Consider the following 18646-nt stretch of genomic DNA (forward strand, 5'->3'; position numbering starts at 1 on the left):
CCCCTATTCTTATCCCTTTCGAGCGGATTGCGTTAAAAGCTGCTTGGTCGTGGTGTAGATGCGTGTTTCGTGGACCGCGAAGGCCCTTGCGGCCGCCTCGGAATCGCGCGCCTCAAGTCCCGCAAGAATGGCACGGTGATCGGCGATGCTCGTTGCGATGCTTGAAGGCTGGGCGACTGCTCGCCGCCGATGGTCGAGAAGGTAGGAATAGAGATCGGCGGCGATATCCGCCAGCGCGGCATTGCCGCCCGCCCGATAGATGGCCGTGTGAAATTCGCGATCGCAAATGAGGAAGCGAACGGGATCGTCGATCGCCGCTTCCTGCGCCTCGATCGATTTTTGCAGGGTCTCGAGCGTCGCGGCTTCAACCCGGACAGCCGCGGCCCGCGCCACCTGATCTTCGATCAGCAACCGCGCCTCATGCACGTCGTCAAGACTGTATCTGGAAATGTCGCGATAGCGGGCCGATTGGACCGCGAGTTCCCCGACTTCCGTCGAGGCCACCACTGTCCGCGTGCCCTGGGCGACGGAAAGGATGCCCTTTGTGGAAAGGATCAGGATCGCGCCGCGCACCGTCTCGCGGCTTACCGACAAAGCGCCCGCAAGTTCACGCTCGCTTGGCAACGGGTCCCCCACGTCAAGAATGCCGGTCGCAATGAATGTCGCGATCTTCTGGACGACGAAGTCCTTCATCGAATGCTTCGGCACGCCGCCAAGCGCACTCCCGTCGTCGGTCAGAATCGCTCGTAGGTCCATCCGTCCTTACATCCGAAGAGGTCTAGTGGTCCGGTATATGTACCAGTAGGCCTGCTTCAGCTGTGCGTCAATAGCGAGACGCGGCCGTCAAATCTCGGCTGACAAGAGATATTGCTTTGGGAGCGGTGAGAACGTTCTCAGCCCGCATGCTCTCCGGCACAGCTTCGCCACTCACCTGCTTGAGCAGGATGTCGACATCAGCGTCATCCAGGTGCTGCTCGGGCACAGCAAGCTCGAACGACAGCGCTCACCGGCGGAGCGGGAGTCTTCCTTTCCATCGATTTCGGGCTGCTCTTGTTCTAACCCTAATACGGCCAATTTCCGGATAAATCGATATGAACGCCCGATACTCGTGATGGATAGGAGTGGCGGGACCATGCTAGCCACGAGGCAGACAGACCGCAGGCCTGTCGTGCTTCACTCCAGCTTAAGCGCTTCGGCTCATATCGAAGGTCGCTGCCGGATGGCGTGAGGGTTATCCGAAAGGGAGAGTCTCGATGTCTGGACACGGGTATGAGGGTGGGCGGCTCGATCTCCCCTTCGTTGGGCTTAGCACCTTCGGTAAACGGCCGATCTGCCTTGATTGGGACAAGATCGACGCGGATGTCGCCGTGCTGGGTGTGCCCTTCGACATGGGGACCCAGTACCGCTCCGGTGCACGTTTCGGCCCCCGCGCCATCCGCGAGGCCTCGACGCTGTTTTCCTTCGGTCATGCCGGCGCTTACGACCATGAGGACGACCAGATCTATCTGCCGCTCGACAAGGTGCGGATCGTCGATATAGGCGACGCAGATATCGTGCATACCGATACCGTGGCCAGCCACGCGAATACGGAAATGGCGGTCCGCAAGATTCTTGAACGCGGAGCGCTGCCCGTCGTTCTGGGCGGCGACCATGCCATCAACATTCCCTGCGTCAGGGCGTTCAGCGAACATGGCCCCATTCACATCGTGCAGATCGATGCGCATCTCGACTTTGTCGACGTGCGTCATGGCGTGCGCGAAGGACACGGCAATCCGATGCGCCGCGCGGCCGAACAGTCGCATGTTAGCGGCCTCAGCCAGATCGGCATCCGCAACGTCTCCTCGACCGCCCGCGACGGTTACGAGGATGCGCGCCAACGCGGCTCGACGATCCTTTCCGTCCGCCAGGCGCGCAAGCTCGGGGTCGAAGGTGTTCTGGCGACCATTCCGGAAGGCGTACGCTACTATGTGACGATCGACATCGACGGTTTCGATCCGTCGATTGCGCCGGGCACTGGCACGCCTAGCCATGGCGGCTTCCTGTATTATGAAGTAATGGAAATGCTCCGGGGCCTTGTGAAGCGCGGCGACGTCGTCGGCATCGACCTCGTCGAGGTGGCCCCGGCCTACGACCCTTCGGGCATCACCGGCTTTCTCGCAGCACAGGTACTCCTGAACTTTCTCGGCTATATCTTCGTCGAACACGAAGCGCGCGGACGCTGAACGAAAGGAATTCAACGATGCCAACAAACGCAAGTAACGGTCAGGTTCACGTCATTCCTGCCCGCCAGGGCGTGGCGACGCGCGTTGCCCAAGGCCAGGTGATCACCGTCATCAACACCCACGGCACCCAGGTGGTGGACACCTGGGCCTTCTGCGCCGACGATATCGCGGAATTCATGTCGATGGAGCACAGTCGTGGAGCCATGCTCAAGGTGAACCCGAAGAACGGCGACACGCTGTGCAGCAACAGGCGGCGTCCGATGCTGACCCTGATACAGGACACGTCGGGTGGCGTGCACGATACGCTGATCGCCGCCTGCGACCGCTATCGCTACCAGCAGTTGGGCCATGTCGGGCACCATGACAACTGCACCGACAATCTGGCGACGGCCCTCGGCGCGGTCGGGCTGACGCCACCCGAAACCCCTTCGCCGCTCAACCTGTTCATGAACATTCCCGTCGGCGAAGACGGTTCGGTCACCTTCGAGGCACCGGTGGCGGGACCGGGCTCCTATGTGTCGATGTGCGCGGAAATGGATTTGATCGTCGCGTTCTCAGCCTGCCCCCAGGACCTCATTCCGGTAAACGGTCAAGGCTGCGTTCCAACCGAAGCGCATTATCGGATCGACGCCAAGGCGCCGCGCCTTTAAAGCGCAGCCCAGCATCCAGACCATTGATCCCGAAAAGCGGCTCCCGCTTTTCGGGATCAATGCATAAAGGAGTTTTTACATGCCGCGTACCTTGGGCATCTTGTTTTTTGCGTCGGCGGCTTGCCCTTTTCCGGCCGATTTTTCGGCACTCCCCACCCTTTTGCGCAGTTCCTGAAAAAAAATCCTCTGCGACAGCGACGCTTTCTTGTGCTTTGGCGCGATGATGACGAAGGGCGAGCGGATCTGCGCCTCGGGAATAAGCAGCGCCTTAAGCCGGTTGTTCTGTCTAAACGTGACGGTCATGTGATCCGGCAGATAGCCGACGAAGTGGCCGCTCAGGATATACATTGCCTGCGCCTCGATATTCGAAGCATAGGCGCCGACATGCGCGTTGGGGAAATGCTGCAATTCCGACTTGTTGGCATAAGGGCGCACCACCATCTGCGATGCTTCCACATCAGCCTTTGTCACCAGCTTGCGGGAAAACAGCGGGTGGCGCTCGCTGCAGTAGAGCGAGTTGATTTCATAATGGAACTCGGTCTGCGAATAGCCGGGCAGCAATTTGATGCGGGGGGAGATCGCGAAGTCGATCCCGCCCTTGGCGGTTTCCGCGATAAGCTGTTCAGGCGAGCCGATGGTGATGCGCAGATCGACTTCGCTGGCTTTCTTGATAAACTGATGAATGACGTCATCGAGGCCCAGGGCTGAATCGGTAACGGTGGCATCGACGATCCCGACGCGCAGCACACCCGTCGCCTTGGAGCGCAGTTCGCCCAGTTGCATCTCGAACGCCGACAGCGCTGAAGTCAGCGAATGGGAATATTCATAGACCGCGGTGCCTCTATCGGTCAGTTCGAAGCCGCGCCTGCCGCGTTGGCATAGCGAAAACCCCAGCCGTTCCTCCAACGCGTTGATTTGGAAACTGATCGTCGATTGGCTCATCGCCAAAGCAAGCTGTGCTCCGGTAAATCCGCCATGCTCGACCACCGAGCGGAAAACCCTGAGCGCACGAATGTCGGCAACCGACAGACGCATTCTGACACTCCTCCTTGAGCCTCTCAGACGGTGTTGGATATCAGCCTTACATCGTCAACTTCGATGTATAGTCTATTCCTTCCATGTTTATCAAAGATTCAATCCTGCCATGCTGCCCTACCAGATGGTGCCGTGCCGTCATGCCACTGGGGAAGCAAACAATCGGGCCGGCATTGCAGCCGGCTAACGACCTGGAGGTTTAAGGCTCGTCACGCATGCGAGATTCCTGAGCGCGTACAGAAGCCTCGGACTCCAAATAATCCATAATAAACGGGAACATACGAAACTGGAGGAAGTTATGCGATCCGCTTTGAAACTGTGCACTTCGACGCTGTTGGCCGCGTCGCTCTCGCTCGCCGTGGCGAGCATTGCCACCGCCTCCGATCTTCTGGATCGGATCAAGGCAAAGGGGGAAATCACCATCGCGTCCGAGGCCCGCTACCCGCCGTTCGAATATGTCGAAAACGGCAAGATCGTAGGCTACGGAGTTGACCTCTTCGAAGAAGTCATGAAGGCGCTGCCGGACGTGAAGGTGAACCGGCTCGACCTGCCGTTCCAGGGCTTGCTGCCCGGTTTGCAGACGGAGAAGTTCGATGCCATCATAACCTCCGTCACCGTTAACAAACAGCGCTACGATACCTACAGGCTGTCTCTGCCAATCGCCGACGCGTCGTTCTCCTACGTCAAGCGCAAAGGCGACGCCGCCTTGAACACGCCCGAAGACCTGAGCGGCAAAAATGTCGGCACGCAGGCCGGCTCGGCACAGCTCAAGGGCACCGAGGCTTTTTCCGAGAATTTAAAGGCAAAAGGCCTGGCGCCAATCGCCACCATCCAGACCTATGTCGACTTCAATGAAGCCTATGCCGATCTCGCTGCCGGGCGCACGGATGCCGTCGTGAATTCCCTGCCCAATCTGCTCTACCTGCAGACGCAGCGCGGCGACGTCTTCGAAACCATCCGCACAACGTTCGGGGACCCGACCTATTTCAGCTGGGCCTTCCGCAAGGACGACGACAGCAAGGCGCTTGCCGACTTCATCGATGACCAGTTCCGCAAGCTCGCCGCCGATGGAACCATGGCCAAACTTCAGGAAAAGTGGTTCGGCTTCACCATGAAACTGCCGACGGACGCTCTGCCCGAACCCAAGAGCTGACGAGTCGGCATCCAACGCCCGGATAAAGGTGAGGCTTTCCAGCCTCGCCTGCCTAAAAACGCACAGGCTGCAAGCCTGACCTCAAGTCCATAAGGTCTGACGACTTGGCAATGTTCGCCCTCATCCAGAACAACCTGCCCATCATACTCTGGGGCGCGGGCATGACCATCCTGGTGTCGGGCGTCGCCATCATCCTCGGCATGCCGCTCGGCCTCGTCCTGTGCTTCGGCGTCACCTCGAAGAAGGCGTGGCTGCGCTGCTTTTCGCGCATCTATCAAAGCGTGTGGCGCGGCACGCCCATCCTCGTGCAGTTGCTGATTATCTATTACCTGCTGCCGCTCATCGGCATCAATGTAGCGCCCATCCTCGCGGCCATCCTCGCGCTGACCCTGAACACGATCGCCTTCCAGGCCGAGATATTTCGCGGCGGACTTTTGGCCATTCCACCAGGGCAACTGGAGGCGGCGCGCATGGTAGGCATACGCAAATGGGCGGGGCGCCAGCATATACTCGTGCCCCAGATATTGCGCCTCGTCATCCCGTCGCTGGTCAATGAGACCATCAGCATCCTGAAAAACTCATCGCTGGTCTCCGTCATCGCGGTGACGGAACTGATGCGGGTAAGCCAGCAGATCGTCGCGACCACTTATCGCCCGTTCGAAATCTACATCACCGCCGCCGTCATCTATATCGTCATCAATTTCCTTCTGTCGCTGATCGGCCGCATGGCCGAGCAACGGCTGGCGCGGAGGGCCTGAGCCATGGCGCAATTCTTCGACCTGTGGGTGCAATATGGACCGCTGATGCTGGCCGGCCTGGCGACGACGGCCTGGATCTGCGCACTTGCCACAGCCCTCGGGCTGGCGATCGGCCTGTTGCTCGCCTGCCTCGAGAGCACGCCGTTCACGCCGCTGCGCTGGGCTGTTCGTGCCTATATCGAGATCATGCGCGGCCTGCCGATCCTGATCCTGCTGTTCGTGCTCTATTATGGCGGCCCGAGCATAGGCCTCCGGCTGAGTGCCGAAGCGGTGGGTGTTTTCGGCCTCGGCTTCTATGGTGCCGCCTATTTCGCCGAAATCTTCCGCTCCGGTTTCCAGTCGATCTCCAAAGGCCAGATCGAGGCGGCGCGCATGGCCGGGCTCTCAGGCACGCAGATCATCCGCCATATCAAGCTGCCGCAGATGCTGGTCATGATCACGCCACCGATGGTCAACCAGATCATCATCCTCATCAAGGAATCCGCGGTGCTGTCCATCATCACCGTTGCCGAGCTGACCAAGAACACGACGCAATTCGTCAACGAGACCTACGCGGTCATCGAACCTTATCTCGCCGCCGCCCTACTGTACTGGCTGCTGGTCGAGGCAGTCGCGCAGCTCGGCAAATATGTTGAGCGCCGGGTGCGGTTCTAGGCCGCTCAACCACCAATTTGGGAATAAACGATGGCCACTGAAACCACCGAGCCCGTCATCAAGATCCGGAATCTGACCAAGGATTTCGGCACATTCGCGGCCCTGTCCGGGATCTCGCTCGACATCAACCTCTCCGAAGTCGTCTGCATCATCGGACCCTCGGGGTCGGGCAAGAGCACGTTGCTGCGCTGCGCGAGCTTCCTCGAGGAATATACGAGCGGCGAGATCGAGATCGAGGGCCGGTTGCTCGGCTACAAGCGCGGTGCCGAAGGACTGGTACGAGAAAGCGACCAGAACATCGATTCCGTGCGCCGCAACGTCGGCATGGTGTTCCAGCACTTCAACCTATGGCCGCATATGACAGTGCTGGATAACGTGACGCTGGGATTGCGTCTTTCCAAGCGCGCTCCCGCCGCCAAGGCGAAGGAAAGCGGGCGCCGTGCGCTGGCCAAGGTCGGCCTCGCGGATTTCGCCGAGCGCTACCCCTCGCAGCTTTCCGGCGGCCAGCAGCAGCGCGTCGGCATCGCCCGGGCGGTCGCGATGGAGCCGCATGTGATCCTGTTCGACGAACCGACCTCGGCGCTCGATCCCCAGCTCGTTGGCGAGGTTCTCGACACCATGAAGCAACTGGCCGTCGAGGGCATTACCATGGTGGTGGTGACGCACGAGATGGGCTTTGCCGCCCAGGTCGCCGACCGTGTCGTCTTCATGGACCGCGGCAAGGTGATCGAACAGGGCCCGCCCGCCAAACTCTTCAACGATCCGCAAAGCCCGCGCTTGCGTGAATTCCTCGACACTTGGAGACAGCGCAACATGCTGTTCCAGAGCGAGCCCACCGCCGGCCAGTAGGGCAGCGGCACAATCGACACGACAAGACGGAGGACCGTACCATGAGCGAAGGTTTGAGCCCGGCAGGTGTTCCCCGCATGTATGGCGACGTGCCACCCTTCATGGCATTTCCCTATGTGCGCGATCTGGCAGGTCTTTCCGCCGACGCTGTGGTGGTGGGCATGCCCTATGACGGCATCGCCACCTTTCGCGGCGGCGCGACCCGCCGCGCCCCGCAGGAAATCCGCAAATACTCGCTTCTTTACGGCAGCTACAGCTTCGACTGGGACCTCGACATGCTGGCCCATATCACCGTCGCCGATGCCGGCGACATCGATGTAGTGCCGGGGGACAATGCCGCCAGCTACGCCCGCCTCGAAGCGCGGCTTGCCGCGGTGCTGGTCAACGGGGCGGTGCCGCTGACCATCGGCGGCGATCACGGCATCAGCTATCCGGCGGTACGCGCGGTCTCCGATGCCGGCGACACCCCGGTCGGGCTCATCGTCTTCGACACCCATCTCGATCTCAGCGAATCCTTCGGCGGCGACCGCCTCACCCGCGCCTCGCCCCTGCTGCGCATTGCCGAACTCGACAAGGTGGCCCCTCGCCGCATCGTTGTCATCGGCGCGCGCGGCCCCCGCAACCTGCTCGAATGGACCCCGCTCTACCGCAAGCTCGGCATCACCGTGTTTTCCATGGAGGAAGTCGAGCGCCTCGGCATCGAAACGGTTGCCGAACGCGCACGCGCCATCGCCAGTGCCGACGGCGCGCGCCTCTATATCAGCCTCGACATCGACGGCGTCGATCCAGCCTTTGCCCCGGCAACCAACAGCCCCGAACCAGGCGGCCTTACCTCGCGCGAGATCATTCGCGGCGTAAGGATAGTGGCCCGCGACGGCTTTGCTGGGTTCGACCTCGTGGAGGTATCGCCGGATTTCGATGCTTCCAGCGGCACCACCAGCATCCTGGCCGGCCGGCTGCTGGCCGAGGCCCTGTTCTGCCTCGCGGCCAAGCGCGCCGGCAAGCAGAACGCCTGGCGCGACGCCCACAGGTCCGACTTCCAACAGAAATAGCACCACCTTCGGAGTGCGCCTCGCGGTCAAGCGACCCGATGCGCCAACAGGACACAAGACCATGAGCATTACAAATTTCCAGCCACTCGATTCCGGCAGCGTTCCGCGTTTTGCCGGCCCTTCAACCTTCATGCGCCTGCCCATGGCTACCCCCGAGCAGGTCGACATCGCGCTGATCGGCGTCCCCTTCGACGGCGGCACCACCAACCGGCCGGGCGCGCGCCATGGACCGCGCGAAATCCGCAACCAATCCAGCCTGGTGCGGCGCGTCCACCATGTGACGGGCGTCTCGCCTTTCGAACAGGTGCGTGCCGGCGACTGCGGCGACGTGATTGTAAACCCGCTCGACCTGCCCGGCTCGCTGGACACGATCAGCGCCTTCTTCGAAAACGTCCACCACTCCGGCGCCCGGTCTCTAGTCGTCGGCGGCGATCATCTGATCACGCTGCCCATCCTGCGCGGCATCGCCAAGGAACCGGCCGGCCTCATTCACTTCGATGCCCATTCCGATACCTATGACGAGTTCTTCGGCAACCGCTATAATCACGGCACCCCGTTCCGCCGTGCCGTCGAGGAAGGCCTGCTCGATCCCAAGCGCATGGTCCAGATCGGCATCCGAGGAGCGATCTCCGATGTGGAAAACTACGATTTCGCCCGCGAGGCCGGCATCCGGATCATCTTCATCGAGGAATTCATGGAGCGCGGCGTGGGCACGGTGATGGCCGAGGCGCGCTCGATCGTCGGCGACGCGCCGACCTACGTCTCGTTCGACATCGACGCGCTCGATCCGTCTTTTGCCCCCGGCACCGGCACCCCGGAGATCGGCGGCATAACGACGCGCGAGGCCCAGAAGATGATCCGAGCGCTGGCCGGCGTCGACATCATCGGCGCCGATCTGGTCGAAGTCTCGCCGCCGCTCGATCCTTCGGGCGTCACCGCGCTAACCGGTGCCACCCTCCTGTTCGAGCTTCTCTGCGTCATGACGATGCAAATACCGGCTAAATGAGACCCATGTGTGGAGTGCGCCCCTCGGACCGGACAGGATGAACAAGCAGAATTGACTTGGAAGCCGGGCTTTCGAAGGATGGAAGCCCATGGTGGCTTATCGCACGCACAGCATCGAGTTCAAACGTCAGGTAGTGCAGGAGTTCCTGTCCGGCGAGACGCTGCATGGTCTCGCCAAGCGGCACGAACTGCCGCGTAACCTGATCCGCATCTGGGTTCAGAAATACGAGGCCGGCTCCTTCGACGAAGACGTGGCGGCGGCCGACACGATGCAGACCTATGAGGCGCGGATCGCAGCGCTGGAGCGGCTGGTAGGCCGGCAAGCCTTGGAAATTGAGTTTCTAAAGGGGGCTCTGAAAAGCGCACCACGTCCGAGAAGCGGGACTACATCCGGATCAAAATTTCTCCCGCCTCCAACGCCCCTGCTACCGATTGAGCCCCGGAGGCGGGGCAAGGAAGCCATAGTTGCGTCGGGAACAAGCGGCGAGACCGATCCGCCGATCTCGAATTCCCATCCGAAGAGTTCCGCGTAAAGCGGCGCAGGTTCGCAGGATCACGCCCTATTATTTCAAAGTGGATGATTGGCTTGGCCATGATGTCCAACCTTTTAGACGGTTCGCAAAACAGTCGCAGCCCGAGCGGCAGCGGCTGCTGGCTCGGCAGGTGAAACACCTCCCAGGTCGCCCGCATCTGGCCACAATCGTTCTGTGCGACAACACCGCGGGACCGTCAGATCGGGGCGACGATGCGGAGAAGGCAACGGTTCACCGACAAAAAAGGCACGAGAGAAAAGAGCGCACCTCGGATGTTGCGCGCGAGTCGATCGAGGTCGAGCGGGCGGCACGGGATGCGAAGACAGCTCGGCTCCGAGAGCAAGGGCTGATGACTGAGATTCGCAGCTCAGCACCTAAGAAGGTGCAGCCCCGATAACTGCTTAAGGGAGGCAGCGATGCTCGATACCCATACAGACATTGCGCGGGCGGCTATTGAAGCCACCTTCCTGCCACGTCGCGCCGCATTTCCGCGCGATATTGATCACTCCCGACGCGTGCTCGCGACATCACGCGAGCTTCTGAAACGCCTGCGCCAAAGCCATGGCGATGACACCTCCCGAGCTTGGGAGGATGCAGACCCGGTTCCCTTCGCTATCTCAGTGTTCGATGCCGATGTTCTCCGGGCAGTGTTCAAAGATTTGGTGTTGGGAACATACGCGCCCAAATGTCGATGGCGCGATCTGGCTAAGACCCTGGTACTCGAATACGCCGGGTGCGATCAGGTCGAAGTTGGCTTGCTGGATTGGATCACCAGGAAGTAAGTACCTTGTGCCAAGTCGAGTTGAGCGCGTGTTCTAGAGATCCACCAGGCGCGCCACGAGGGGGTTGCGACGTCTCGACTTCAGGAGTTTATCTCAACTGTCCGAATGGCGATTTGACATACCCAACCCGCCGCCAGCTATGGCGGAGGTCGGGTTCGTTCTAGGTCTCAGTCGTAGACTTTGACGATCTTGCGGGTGCCCGGGTCCACCAAAACCGTGCGGTTGTCGATCACCACATACCGGTATTTGACATTGGGGACCTCATGGAGCTCGACCGTGTCCGGCAGAGCCGTGCCGACATTCAGCTCAAGTCCGAGAAGGTTCACGGAAGCCAGCGGTTGCTTCTTCACGTATTTGCGCACGACGGTGTCCTGTTCCGGTGTGATGACAACATCCTGTGCCGCAACTGCGCCGACGCCGGCCAAAAGCAATAGCGCGGCAGCGGTGCTGGTAAGGTGGATCCTCATGGTTTTTCTCCTGTTGTTCCGGCGACAGCACAAGTCTTCTGTGCGCCAGGCAACTGAACACGTCGGCAGGCCGAACGTTCCTCGATCAGGCTTCAGTCGGAATCCTGACCAGACCAAAGGCCGATCACAAAACGCAATGGTCTTATCTCTTGAGACTAGGCGGAACGGCTTAGGGCTAGGCTAGTTGCTTCTCCAGACTCGGAGAAAGCAGATGGATAAAAGCATTGGCCAAGCGCGTTGGTTGCTCGCGCCAACTTTCGCCGCAGCCGTCACATTTTTGGTGATCGGCATATTCCTTGGCTGACATGTCGTGGATCGGCACAGCTACGTCCCTTCCTGTGCTGATAGGGCCCGCAAGCCGCTTCGGTGGCTGGCGGGCCCTCTATTTCCAGTATGTTTGGTGAGCAAAAGACAATGACATCGATCCAGAGAACCAATGAGAGTGGCAACGCAAACCAACCGGCAAATGACAACGATGATCATGCGCCTGCGCTACTGGACGCTGCTTCTTTGACGAACGAGGAAAACATTGCCGACCTTGTCAGGCGAACCGAGCGCGTGGCGATTTTGGTGGTGTTGGGAATGGGGGGCTGGTTGATGTTAGTCCCCGCTATCTACCTTGTACTGAGCCACCGAATATGAATGAACAATTACGCCAGCATATCCTAGGATCGCGCATCTTATTGGGCTGCAGCACCTGATCTGGAACTCGAGCGCGGCCCATTGTTGACCGGCTCGCTATCGTCCATACGCGCAGCAGACGTAGCGCCGGAAACTTCAGCGCACCTCTGCCGCCGTCAACGCAAGCTGCGCCGCGATGGACTGACGCGACGTGGTCCAACCTAAAACACACCACCAATGCCTATGCCGCCACTGATGTCCGGTGGGGGAGGCGCGGGACGTCTCGGGGCGGCCTGCGAGCGTTTCGCAGTCGTCCGTACGGAGCCGTTTCGTGAAGGGGCGGCGTCCGACGCTATCTTAGCCGGCTTGGCCTTCACGATGACCGGCTGCTTGCAGATTCTGCCTGAGCGCAAAAAGAGATCGCCCAGCAGTCCGACGCTCGGCTCCGTCGTCGCCGCGACTTGCTTGGTATTCTTGTAGTAGTCGGTGAGAGCACGGATTGAACCCGTGCCCCAATCTCCATCAATCTGCATCCGGTAGCAACCCAAGCGACGAAGTTCGGTCTGAACGTTGCGCGCAAGATCGGCTGTCTTGTCTTTGTCCGCCTCGCCCATGGATGCGCCGACAATGAGCGTTTCGAGACCGGAGACGACGCTTTGGCGAGCGTCCTCAACCCTTTCGGTCGGAGACAGATTGGCGACCTGTGTGCCAACCGGCTCCGGTGAACTGGCGGACGGTGCCGGAATCTCGACCGACCGCAACGTCTGTCCGACGATTAGCACGGCGGTCTGCAGGTCATTGGAGGCAAGCTCGACTTGCAATCTCTTCTTTGCCGCGGGGTCCGCAAGGATGCGTGAAAGGCTTGCGCTCAACTGTCCCGGATCGAGTACCTGTTGCTCCGTGAAATAGAACTGCTCACGCAGGTTCGATTGATCCCACGGCACTTGACGGCCAACCGTCAACGCTTCGGTTTCGTTGCGGACGCGGATCATCATATCCGAAATGCTGAGCCCGGGGATCTCGAGATTCTTCAGCAGCGCAATGGTGAACGGGCTGTTTTCGCCGCCGCCATCGGCCGTGACATTGCCTGGCTGGGTGGCAAAGGCAACGAACGTGTTTTCACCGACTTCAACTTGCGCCAGACCATTGCCGGCACCGGCACCGAGCGGATTGTTGCGGCACGCGTCCAGGAATATGAACGTCTGGCGGTCGCGGCGCGCGAACCGCGCGATCACATCATTCAGCTTGATGGCCGTGGCGGTGAGTTTTTCCAGGCTTTCAGGATCGGGCGTATCGACCGGGAGCAGGTAGTTTTCGCCGTTCAACTGCACGCCATGACCGGCGTAGATAATCAAAACTGCGCTGACGGTAGGCAGCCTTGCATCAGCTTCTCGAAAGATTCTGGAAAAATCTTGGGTCGAAAGATCGGTGCCCGTCAGGACCTCAAAATTTAGCCGCTTCAAGCTCTCTGAGAGCTTTGCGGCATCATTTGCGGCATTGGGGAGATGCTCAAGTCGGCTGCTTTGATAGTTCGAATTCCCGATGACGATCGCTAGCCGGTTGCGTGGCTGCGGCGCCGCGCTCGGCTCGACCGCGGCGCGAGCACCAGCTGAGCCAAGAAGCAGAAAAATGAGAAACAGTGGGACACGAAACAGAAGTCTGTTGCAGTGGGTCATATCAGCATGCTCGCTCCGGCCTGCCTCAATCTTGGTCCAGCAACTTCCCAACGCACCACGACGCAACCACAATCAGCCTGAGCGCCTGCCCTCATACCGGCGAAGGTCACCAAAATTTATACCAAGAATCCTGTCAAAGATAGGGAAAAGGGATTTGTATGCGATCAGTCATTGGACTGTGGAGGACAAGATGCCGACCAAGATCAATCTTGCGCTGCCGGTTTATGGAGCAGCCTACAAAAGCGTGTTCGTTCGCAGCTTGTTCGCGGTCTTAACTCATAAGAGCCTGTCCAACTACGCCTTCACGTTGTCGGAAATCGAGTACACGGATATTCCATTTTCGCGGAACTATCTGCTCACGAATTTCTACTACAATAAACCGGATTGCAGCCACATTCTGATGATCGACAGTGACATGGGCTTTTCACCTGATCTTATCGCGGCGATGCTGGCGCTGGACAAGCAAGTCGTCGGCACCCTGTATCCGCGGCGCCGGATCGATCTGCGCAAACTCCACTCCCTCTCGACACTGCCCTTCGACAAAGCCTTTGCGCAAAGCCTGGAGTTCATCGGAACCGTCGTCGAACCTCGGCAAGAGCAAGAAGGCTTTGTCCGGGTAACGTCATGCGGCACGGGCATCTTTCTGGTCTCCCGCGACTGCGTGACGGCCATAATCGAGAAGTTACCCGAGACGGTGGACCGGTCTCGTTACAGAAAGAGCAAGTACACCGCTCAGTTCGAGAATTTCCTGACGCCGTTTGCGAAGATTGTGACGCCGGAACTGGACCTCCCTACCGACTTCTCGTTCTGCTACCGCTGGGTTGAGCAGTGTGGTGGCGAAATATGGGCAAGCTACCATCGCAAGATTGCACATGCGGGAGATCTGACTGTTTCGGCGGCCTATTCTGATCTTTAAAGATGCCTTTGAAGTTTGGCCACTGCTTTTGACAGGCTCATTTAAGTTTACGATAGTGTCCTTGTCGCCACAGATAGCCTTATAGTCTCCTGAGAACGAACGCCAAACCATTGCCGCCCAGCAACGCGACGCGTACAGTGCCGGTTAAGCAGTCAACGATCCCATGAGATGGATCGTTGATCTATTTAATTGCCTTGATTTGTGACGGTATCGATTTCTCGTAAGGTGGGGTCGAATGAGAGTGTCGCGCGAGGCCTATCAATTGACGGGAGTCTCGTTGCTCGCCTTAGCGGCGGCGTCCACGTTCCAAGTCTCTGGCGCGGCGGCCTGCTCCGCTACTGCAAACGGCGGCGGCACTCCCTTCCAGGCGACATCGGTTACCGTGAACTGCACGACGACCGGGGATTTTCAGGACGTCGATGGCGTATTCACCACCCGATTTAGCGGGTTCGAGAACTCGTCGGAAGTCATCGTCAACGACTACGACGGCAATGGCGACGACGTCGTGAGAATTTTTGGCGGCCTCCTGACCGATAAAGCGGCGACAACACCCGGTGTAGGCGGCCTGCCTGCGGGAGGGTCGACCTCCTTACAGCCGGCGGACGGTACAATCGAACTCCTCGGCGGCAACGACCGGTTTGAGATGTTCTATGGGGATTTCTTGGGGGTTCCGTACGCCCCAACCGTCGCGGCCAATCTCAATACCGGGGCCGGGGATGACCTGGTCGTCATTCAGGCCGGCAGTATTCAGGACATTGACCTTGGAGATGGTGCCGACAGCGCCGTGATATTCGGCGACGGTACACAGGTTGGCAATGTGACCGGCGGCAGAGGTGACGACCTGTTATCGATCGGCATCCTCACTACCGAGGAGGGAATTTTTTTCAGCGCGCCGACCGTCGGCGTTCTCTCCGGGGGCGATGGCAATGACACCATCATCATTGCGGGGGGCACAGTTGATGCCCTGGATGCCGGGGCTGGCAATGACCGGGTCAGCGTCAGCGGCAGTGCCGCGGTCGACCTCGACCTCGACGGAGCGGCCGGAAACGACACGATAATGGTCGCTGGCAACGCCACCATTGGCGGCAGCATATTCGGCAATGACGGCGACGACACCGTCAACATAAACGGCGGAACCATAGGCGCCACGACAGGTGGCAACATCACCGGCGGCCTAGGCTTCGACAGCGTCTCGGTCGTCGGCGGCGACATAAAGGGCGGCATCGACGCCGAACATGTCCATTTGTCGGGTGGCACGATCGAGGGTGACATTACCGGCCTTGGACCCAACACGCTAACCATCGATCATATCGGCGCCGTCGAGCCGCTCATCCTTAGCGACGGGGTGCTATTCAGCGGTACAGGCGCCAACGGCACAGTCGTCGACACCGACCTTGCCGCCGGCGGCAAGAGCCAGAACTTTGCCGGCTTCGACAATTTTTCGGCCGACCATTCGACCCTTCGCTTCAGCGGTGGCACGCAGGGCATAAACCAACTCAACCTCGGTAACGGTTCAACGCTGTTCATCAACGGCAACGTCACTATGCCGGGTTCGATCATCGCGACAAATTCCCTGATCAACATGATGGACGGTGTCGCCGACGACGTGTTGATGCTCGGCGGCCTCGCCCTCAACAGCGCCACCATCAGCCTCGACATCAACCAACAGACGCTACGGTCGGATCAACTCGTTGCCAATGCGTTTTCGGCTGCCGGCACCAGCACCATTATTGTCAATCTGCTGGGCACCCCCCAATTCGCCCAAGTGACCAATATCCCGATCATCGTCTCGGCCAGCGGACCGGTTGCCGGCACCTTCCGTCTCGGAAGTATTTCCGGCACGCCGGGTTCGCTTTTCAGCTATGAGATCGTGAACGGCCCGAATGGCGGCTTGTTCCTGCGTGCCACGCCGGCCAGTTTCGGCATTGCGGCGGCGCCGACCAGCGCGACCAACGCGGGCGCGGTCGAGGTGGCACTCGACGCTCTCTACGGCATAAACCGCGACGCGATCGATGCTGACCTCCACCTTTCGCCTGCATCCGGATCTGGAATGGTACCGGTTTCTTCGAGCTTCGGGGTCTTTGCTTCCGGCCAGTTCGCTCATACCGAGCATGACGGCTATAACATCAGTGGCGGCGGCCTGAATGGCCCGGGCCCGAGCTTCGATGCCAATGATTTTTCGGCCGCCATCAGCCTGGACTTCAATGCCGCCAAGCATTTCCAGTTCGACAATGAGTATGGCCTGAACATCGGTGTATTCGCCGGCTACGCCTCGACTGACGTCAATCTCGGAGCCTTCCAGGGATTTGATGCCATAGGGGAAGGTAACAACAAGGCCGGACTGTTCGGCGGCTACGCGCTGTTGCGCAAGGACTACAATTACGCGCTGGTCTCGGCCTCCGGTTTCTTCGGCCGAAGCGACGTGATGAACGGGGTGCTTGACACCACCGGCAGCTATGACACCGAGGGCTACGCGGTCACGGGATCTGTCGGCCACATCTTCGCGCTGGGCGAACGCACCCGTTTCGATCTGCGTGGCGGCCTGCTTGGTGTTTCATTCCGCGGCGATCCCTACACTGACAGCGGTGGCAATCAGTTCGGCAAGAGCCGGCTTTCATTTGGCGCCATCAAGTTCGAGCCTGGCATTTATGGCGATTACACGCTGAGCAACGGTATGGTGTTCAGCCCCTATGCGCGTGGCGAATTGCAGCAGCGTTTCGGTTACAAGAACACGACCGAGATCGGTACCAGGACGATCGCCTTCGACGATGCGGATTTTTCCGTGGCGCTATCGACGGGGTTCAACCTGAAAGTTTCGGAGTTGACGACCGTCAACGGCGAAGTCCGTGGTAAGGCCTCCTCGGATAGCTCCACTATTGGCGCCAAGCTCGGACTTAAGATAGCTTTCTAGCGGTTCCTCGATCCGCGGATCATCCGCGCCCGCGCTGAGTTCCTGACGTCTTTGGGATGGGAATAGCAGGACCTTCGAATCCCCCGCACTCAGGCAAGGTGCGGTATCGTGATGCCGGGATCGCGGGCTGGCCAAACACACCAACCGGGATGCTCGCCAATTGGCAGCAAGTGCTCTATGCTCTCTGGAGACACCGCATGGTCGTGATGTCGATACGGGGTTCTGTTGTCGTAGGCAGGGGGAGCCATGTTCGAAGTTCTCGGAGTCTGGCGCAAAGCACGGTCAAGAAGCAGAGTCGCCGCGAAGACGCTTGGCTTGATCGTTTCGGTGTTCGTGTTGTTTTTGCCCGGACTGGGAACGGCGAACGCGCAGACAAACTGGACGCTCGATCCGACCGCTTCGGTCCTCACCTATCAGTCGGTCAAGAAGAACACGATCGTCGAAACCAACAAGATCAGGAATATTTCCGGCAGCCTCACTTCGACCGGCGACGCCAAGGTCTCCTTTGACCTCAACTCAGTCGATACCGGGGTCGACCTGCGCAATGTCCGGATGCGGTTCCTCTTCTTTGAGACCTACAAGTTTCCAACCGCCGAACTGACAGCGAAAGTGGATCCGGCGGCATTTGCCGACCTCGCCACCAAGCGACGTATGAAGGCGGTTCTTCCATTCCGTCTCAACCTGCATGGGGTCGACAAGGATCTTGAGGCCAATGTCGTGGTGACCATGGTCAGCGACACCATGGTGTCGGTCGCCTCGGAGGCCCCTGTCGCGGTGCATGTGGAAGACTTCGGTCTATTGCCCAATGTCGACAAACTCCAACAGGCGGCCAGTGTGACCAACATTGTTCCTACCGCATCGGTGTCGTTCGATTTCGTGTTCACGGCCGACGGAAGCAAGCCGCCCCCCGCCCAGACCGTTGCGGCAAGCACCGAGGTCGGGCCCGTCGCCACCGATGCGACGAAGACCAACTTCAACGATGAGGAATGCCTCAACAGGTTTGCGGTGCTGTCCCGTACCGGGGCGATCTATTTTCGCCCCGCGAGCGCGCGGCTCGATGCCCAAAGCCGCCCGCTCCTCGCTGAGGTCGTCGGTGTCGTCAGCAAATGCCCAGGCCTAAAGGTCGAAGTTTCCGGACACACCGATGCCGATGGACCGGTTGCAGAGAACAAGCGCTTATCGGAGCGCAGGGCCCAGGCAGTGGCCGACGCCATTGTTGGAGCGGGCATTCCGCGCACGCAGATTACGGCGACCGGCTACGGCGAGGAACGCCCAGTCGCCGGCAACGACACGCCGAAGAACAAGGCGCTCAATCGGCGGATCGAGTTTTCCGCCACCAAGCTCGTCAACTGAGGAAGGATC

The 18646-nt window shown here is 59.8% G+C and carries 18 protein-coding genes and 1 pseudogene; 15 read left to right on the forward strand and 4 right to left on the reverse strand.

Annotated elements, in window-relative coordinates; all coding sequences use genetic code 11:
* Positions 1 to 9: 9 nt before the first annotated feature.
* A complete protein-coding gene (locus tag FJ443_RS20640) occupies positions 10 to 756 on the reverse strand; it encodes an FCD domain-containing protein (protein ID WP_140498326.1) in 747 nt (248 codons plus the stop codon).
* 136 nt (positions 757 to 892) lie between these two features.
* Here FJ443_RS20640 and FJ443_RS20645 point away from each other — a divergent pair.
* The 3 genes and pseudogenes from FJ443_RS20645 to FJ443_RS20655 form a co-directional block, all read left to right on the forward strand.
* Positions 893 to 994, forward strand: a pseudogene (locus FJ443_RS20645) (tyrosine-type recombinase/integrase); the annotation flags it as partial.
* Between the two features lie 259 nt (positions 995 to 1253).
* Positions 1254 to 2222 (forward strand): agmatinase, encoded by a 969-nt coding sequence (speB, locus tag FJ443_RS20650; protein ID WP_140515080.1) that lies wholly within the window; start codon positions 1254 to 1256, stop codon positions 2220 to 2222.
* 17 nt (positions 2223 to 2239) lie between these two features.
* Complete coding sequence (locus FJ443_RS20655) at positions 2240 to 2872, forward strand: urea carboxylase-associated family protein (protein WP_140515081.1); 633 nt, start codon at positions 2240 to 2242, stop codon at positions 2870 to 2872.
* Positions 2873 to 2947: 75 nt separating this feature from the next.
* On the opposite strand, the gene FJ443_RS20660 is transcribed toward FJ443_RS20655, so the two are convergent.
* Positions 2948 to 3907: a LysR family transcriptional regulator gene (locus FJ443_RS20660; RefSeq protein WP_140498323.1), complete on the reverse strand. Its 960-nt coding sequence runs from the start codon at positions 3905 to 3907 to the stop codon at positions 2948 to 2950.
* 298 nt (positions 3908 to 4205) lie between these two features.
* Here FJ443_RS20660 and FJ443_RS20665 point away from each other — a divergent pair, with 298 nt between their 5' ends.
* The 8 genes from FJ443_RS20665 to FJ443_RS20700 all read left to right on the forward strand — a co-directional run bounded on the left by FJ443_RS20665 (position 4206) and on the right by FJ443_RS20700 (position 10693).
* Positions 4206 to 5060 (forward strand): transporter substrate-binding domain-containing protein, encoded by an 855-nt coding sequence (locus tag FJ443_RS20665; protein WP_140665632.1) that lies wholly within the window; start codon positions 4206 to 4208, stop codon positions 5058 to 5060.
* Positions 5061 to 5170: 110 nt separating this feature from the next.
* On the forward strand, positions 5171 to 5818 hold the full coding sequence (locus FJ443_RS20670; RefSeq protein WP_140498321.1) for an amino acid ABC transporter permease: 648 nt from the start codon (positions 5171 to 5173) through the stop codon (positions 5816 to 5818).
* Positions 5819 to 5821: 3 nt separating this feature from the next.
* Entirely contained in the window at positions 5822 to 6472 is a 651-nt protein-coding gene (locus tag FJ443_RS20675; RefSeq protein ID WP_140498320.1) for an amino acid ABC transporter permease, read from the forward strand.
* A gap of 30 nt (positions 6473 to 6502) precedes the next feature.
* Positions 6503 to 7321 carry an amino acid ABC transporter ATP-binding protein gene (locus FJ443_RS20680; protein WP_140498319.1) on the forward strand — a complete coding sequence of 273 codons (819 nt, stop codon included), beginning with the start codon at positions 6503 to 6505 and terminating at the stop codon, positions 7319 to 7321.
* 41 nt (positions 7322 to 7362) lie between these two features.
* Positions 7363 to 8373: an agmatinase family protein gene (locus FJ443_RS20685; protein WP_140498318.1), complete on the forward strand. Its 1011-nt coding sequence runs from the start codon at positions 7363 to 7365 to the stop codon at positions 8371 to 8373.
* Between the two features lie 61 nt (positions 8374 to 8434).
* The gene (speB, locus tag FJ443_RS20690) at positions 8435 to 9379 is read left to right on the forward strand and encodes an agmatinase (RefSeq protein WP_140524765.1); all 945 of its coding nucleotides are present in this window, start codon (positions 8435 to 8437) and stop codon (positions 9377 to 9379) included.
* Between the two features lie 88 nt (positions 9380 to 9467).
* Positions 9468 to 9911: a transposase gene (locus FJ443_RS20695; RefSeq protein WP_224681797.1), complete on the forward strand. Its 444-nt coding sequence runs from the start codon at positions 9468 to 9470 to the stop codon at positions 9909 to 9911.
* 416 nt (positions 9912 to 10327) lie between these two features.
* On the forward strand, positions 10328 to 10693 hold the full coding sequence (locus tag FJ443_RS20700) for a hypothetical protein (protein WP_140665634.1): 366 nt from the start codon (positions 10328 to 10330) through the stop codon (positions 10691 to 10693).
* 167 nt (positions 10694 to 10860) lie between these two features.
* On the opposite strand, the gene FJ443_RS20705 is transcribed toward FJ443_RS20700, so the two are convergent.
* The gene (locus tag FJ443_RS20705; protein WP_140498315.1) at positions 10861 to 11160 is read right to left on the reverse strand and encodes a DUF1236 domain-containing protein; all 300 of its coding nucleotides are present in this window, start codon (positions 11158 to 11160) and stop codon (positions 10861 to 10863) included.
* A 414-nt stretch (positions 11161 to 11574) separates the two neighbouring features.
* Here FJ443_RS20705 and FJ443_RS31430 point away from each other — a divergent pair, with 414 nt between their 5' ends.
* Entirely contained in the window at positions 11575 to 11802 is a 228-nt protein-coding gene (locus tag FJ443_RS31430; RefSeq protein ID WP_140581137.1) for a hypothetical protein, read from the forward strand.
* A 200-nt stretch (positions 11803 to 12002) separates the two neighbouring features.
* On the opposite strand, the gene FJ443_RS20715 is transcribed toward FJ443_RS31430, so the two are convergent.
* A complete protein-coding gene (locus FJ443_RS20715; protein ID WP_140581134.1) occupies positions 12003 to 13457 on the reverse strand; it encodes a caspase family protein in 1455 nt (484 codons plus the stop codon).
* A gap of 190 nt (positions 13458 to 13647) precedes the next feature.
* On the opposite strand from FJ443_RS20715, the gene FJ443_RS20720 reads away from it, so the two are divergent.
* The 3 genes from FJ443_RS20720 (at position 13648) to FJ443_RS20730 (ending at position 18637) form a co-directional block, all read left to right on the forward strand.
* Positions 13648 to 14373 (forward strand): hypothetical protein, encoded by a 726-nt coding sequence (locus FJ443_RS20720; protein WP_140581131.1) that lies wholly within the window; start codon positions 13648 to 13650, stop codon positions 14371 to 14373.
* Positions 14374 to 14608: 235 nt separating this feature from the next.
* Positions 14609 to 17284, forward strand: a complete 2676-nt coding sequence (locus FJ443_RS20725; protein WP_140524761.1) for an autotransporter — start codon at positions 14609 to 14611, stop codon at positions 17282 to 17284.
* 246 nt (positions 17285 to 17530) lie between these two features.
* Positions 17531 to 18637: an OmpA family protein gene (locus tag FJ443_RS20730; RefSeq protein WP_140665637.1), complete on the forward strand. Its 1107-nt coding sequence runs from the start codon at positions 17531 to 17533 to the stop codon at positions 18635 to 18637.
* The last annotated feature ends 9 nt before the right edge of the window (positions 18638 to 18646 follow it).

Source organism: Mesorhizobium sp. B2-6-1, from assembly GCF_006440475.1.
Lineage (GTDB): Bacteria > Pseudomonadota > Alphaproteobacteria > Rhizobiales > Rhizobiaceae > Mesorhizobium.

Excerpts from the sequence above, each read along its gene's own strand:
- speB (WP_140524765.1), top strand. The coding sequence starts at position 8,435 with ATGAGCATTACAAATTTCCAGCCACTCGATTCCGGCAGCGTTCCGCGT.
- FJ443_RS20675 (WP_140498320.1), top strand. The coding sequence starts at position 5,822 with ATGGCGCAATTCTTCGACCTGTGGGTGCAATATGGACCGCTGATGCTG.
- FJ443_RS20640 (WP_140498326.1), bottom strand. The coding sequence starts at position 756 with ATGGACCTACGAGCGATTCTGACCGACGACGGGAGTGCGCTTGGCGGC.
- FJ443_RS20655 (WP_140515081.1), top strand. The coding sequence starts at position 2,240 with ATGCCAACAAACGCAAGTAACGGTCAGGTTCACGTCATTCCTGCCCGC.
- FJ443_RS20720 (WP_140581131.1), top strand. The coding sequence starts at position 13,648 with ATGCCGACCAAGATCAATCTTGCGCTGCCGGTTTATGGAGCAGCCTAC.
- FJ443_RS20695 (WP_224681797.1), top strand. The coding sequence starts at position 9,468 with ATGGTGGCTTATCGCACGCACAGCATCGAGTTCAAACGTCAGGTAGTG.
- FJ443_RS20730 (WP_140665637.1), top strand. The coding sequence starts at position 17,531 with ATGTTCGAAGTTCTCGGAGTCTGGCGCAAAGCACGGTCAAGAAGCAGA.
- FJ443_RS20685 (WP_140498318.1), top strand. The coding sequence starts at position 7,363 with ATGAGCGAAGGTTTGAGCCCGGCAGGTGTTCCCCGCATGTATGGCGAC.
- FJ443_RS31430 (WP_140581137.1), top strand. The coding sequence starts at position 11,575 with ATGACATCGATCCAGAGAACCAATGAGAGTGGCAACGCAAACCAACCG.
- FJ443_RS20700 (WP_140665634.1), top strand. The coding sequence starts at position 10,328 with ATGCTCGATACCCATACAGACATTGCGCGGGCGGCTATTGAAGCCACC.
- FJ443_RS20705 (WP_140498315.1), bottom strand. The coding sequence starts at position 11,160 with ATGAGGATCCACCTTACCAGCACCGCTGCCGCGCTATTGCTTTTGGCC.
- FJ443_RS20670 (WP_140498321.1), top strand. The coding sequence starts at position 5,171 with ATGTTCGCCCTCATCCAGAACAACCTGCCCATCATACTCTGGGGCGCG.
- FJ443_RS20660 (WP_140498323.1), bottom strand. The coding sequence starts at position 3,907 with ATGCGTCTGTCGGTTGCCGACATTCGTGCGCTCAGGGTTTTCCGCTCG.
- FJ443_RS20725 (WP_140524761.1), top strand. The coding sequence starts at position 14,609 with ATGAGAGTGTCGCGCGAGGCCTATCAATTGACGGGAGTCTCGTTGCTC.
- FJ443_RS20680 (WP_140498319.1), top strand. The coding sequence starts at position 6,503 with ATGGCCACTGAAACCACCGAGCCCGTCATCAAGATCCGGAATCTGACC.
- speB (WP_140515080.1), top strand. The coding sequence starts at position 1,254 with ATGTCTGGACACGGGTATGAGGGTGGGCGGCTCGATCTCCCCTTCGTT.
- FJ443_RS20665 (WP_140665632.1), top strand. The coding sequence starts at position 4,206 with ATGCGATCCGCTTTGAAACTGTGCACTTCGACGCTGTTGGCCGCGTCG.
- FJ443_RS20715 (WP_140581134.1), bottom strand. The coding sequence starts at position 13,457 with ATGACCCACTGCAACAGACTTCTGTTTCGTGTCCCACTGTTTCTCATT.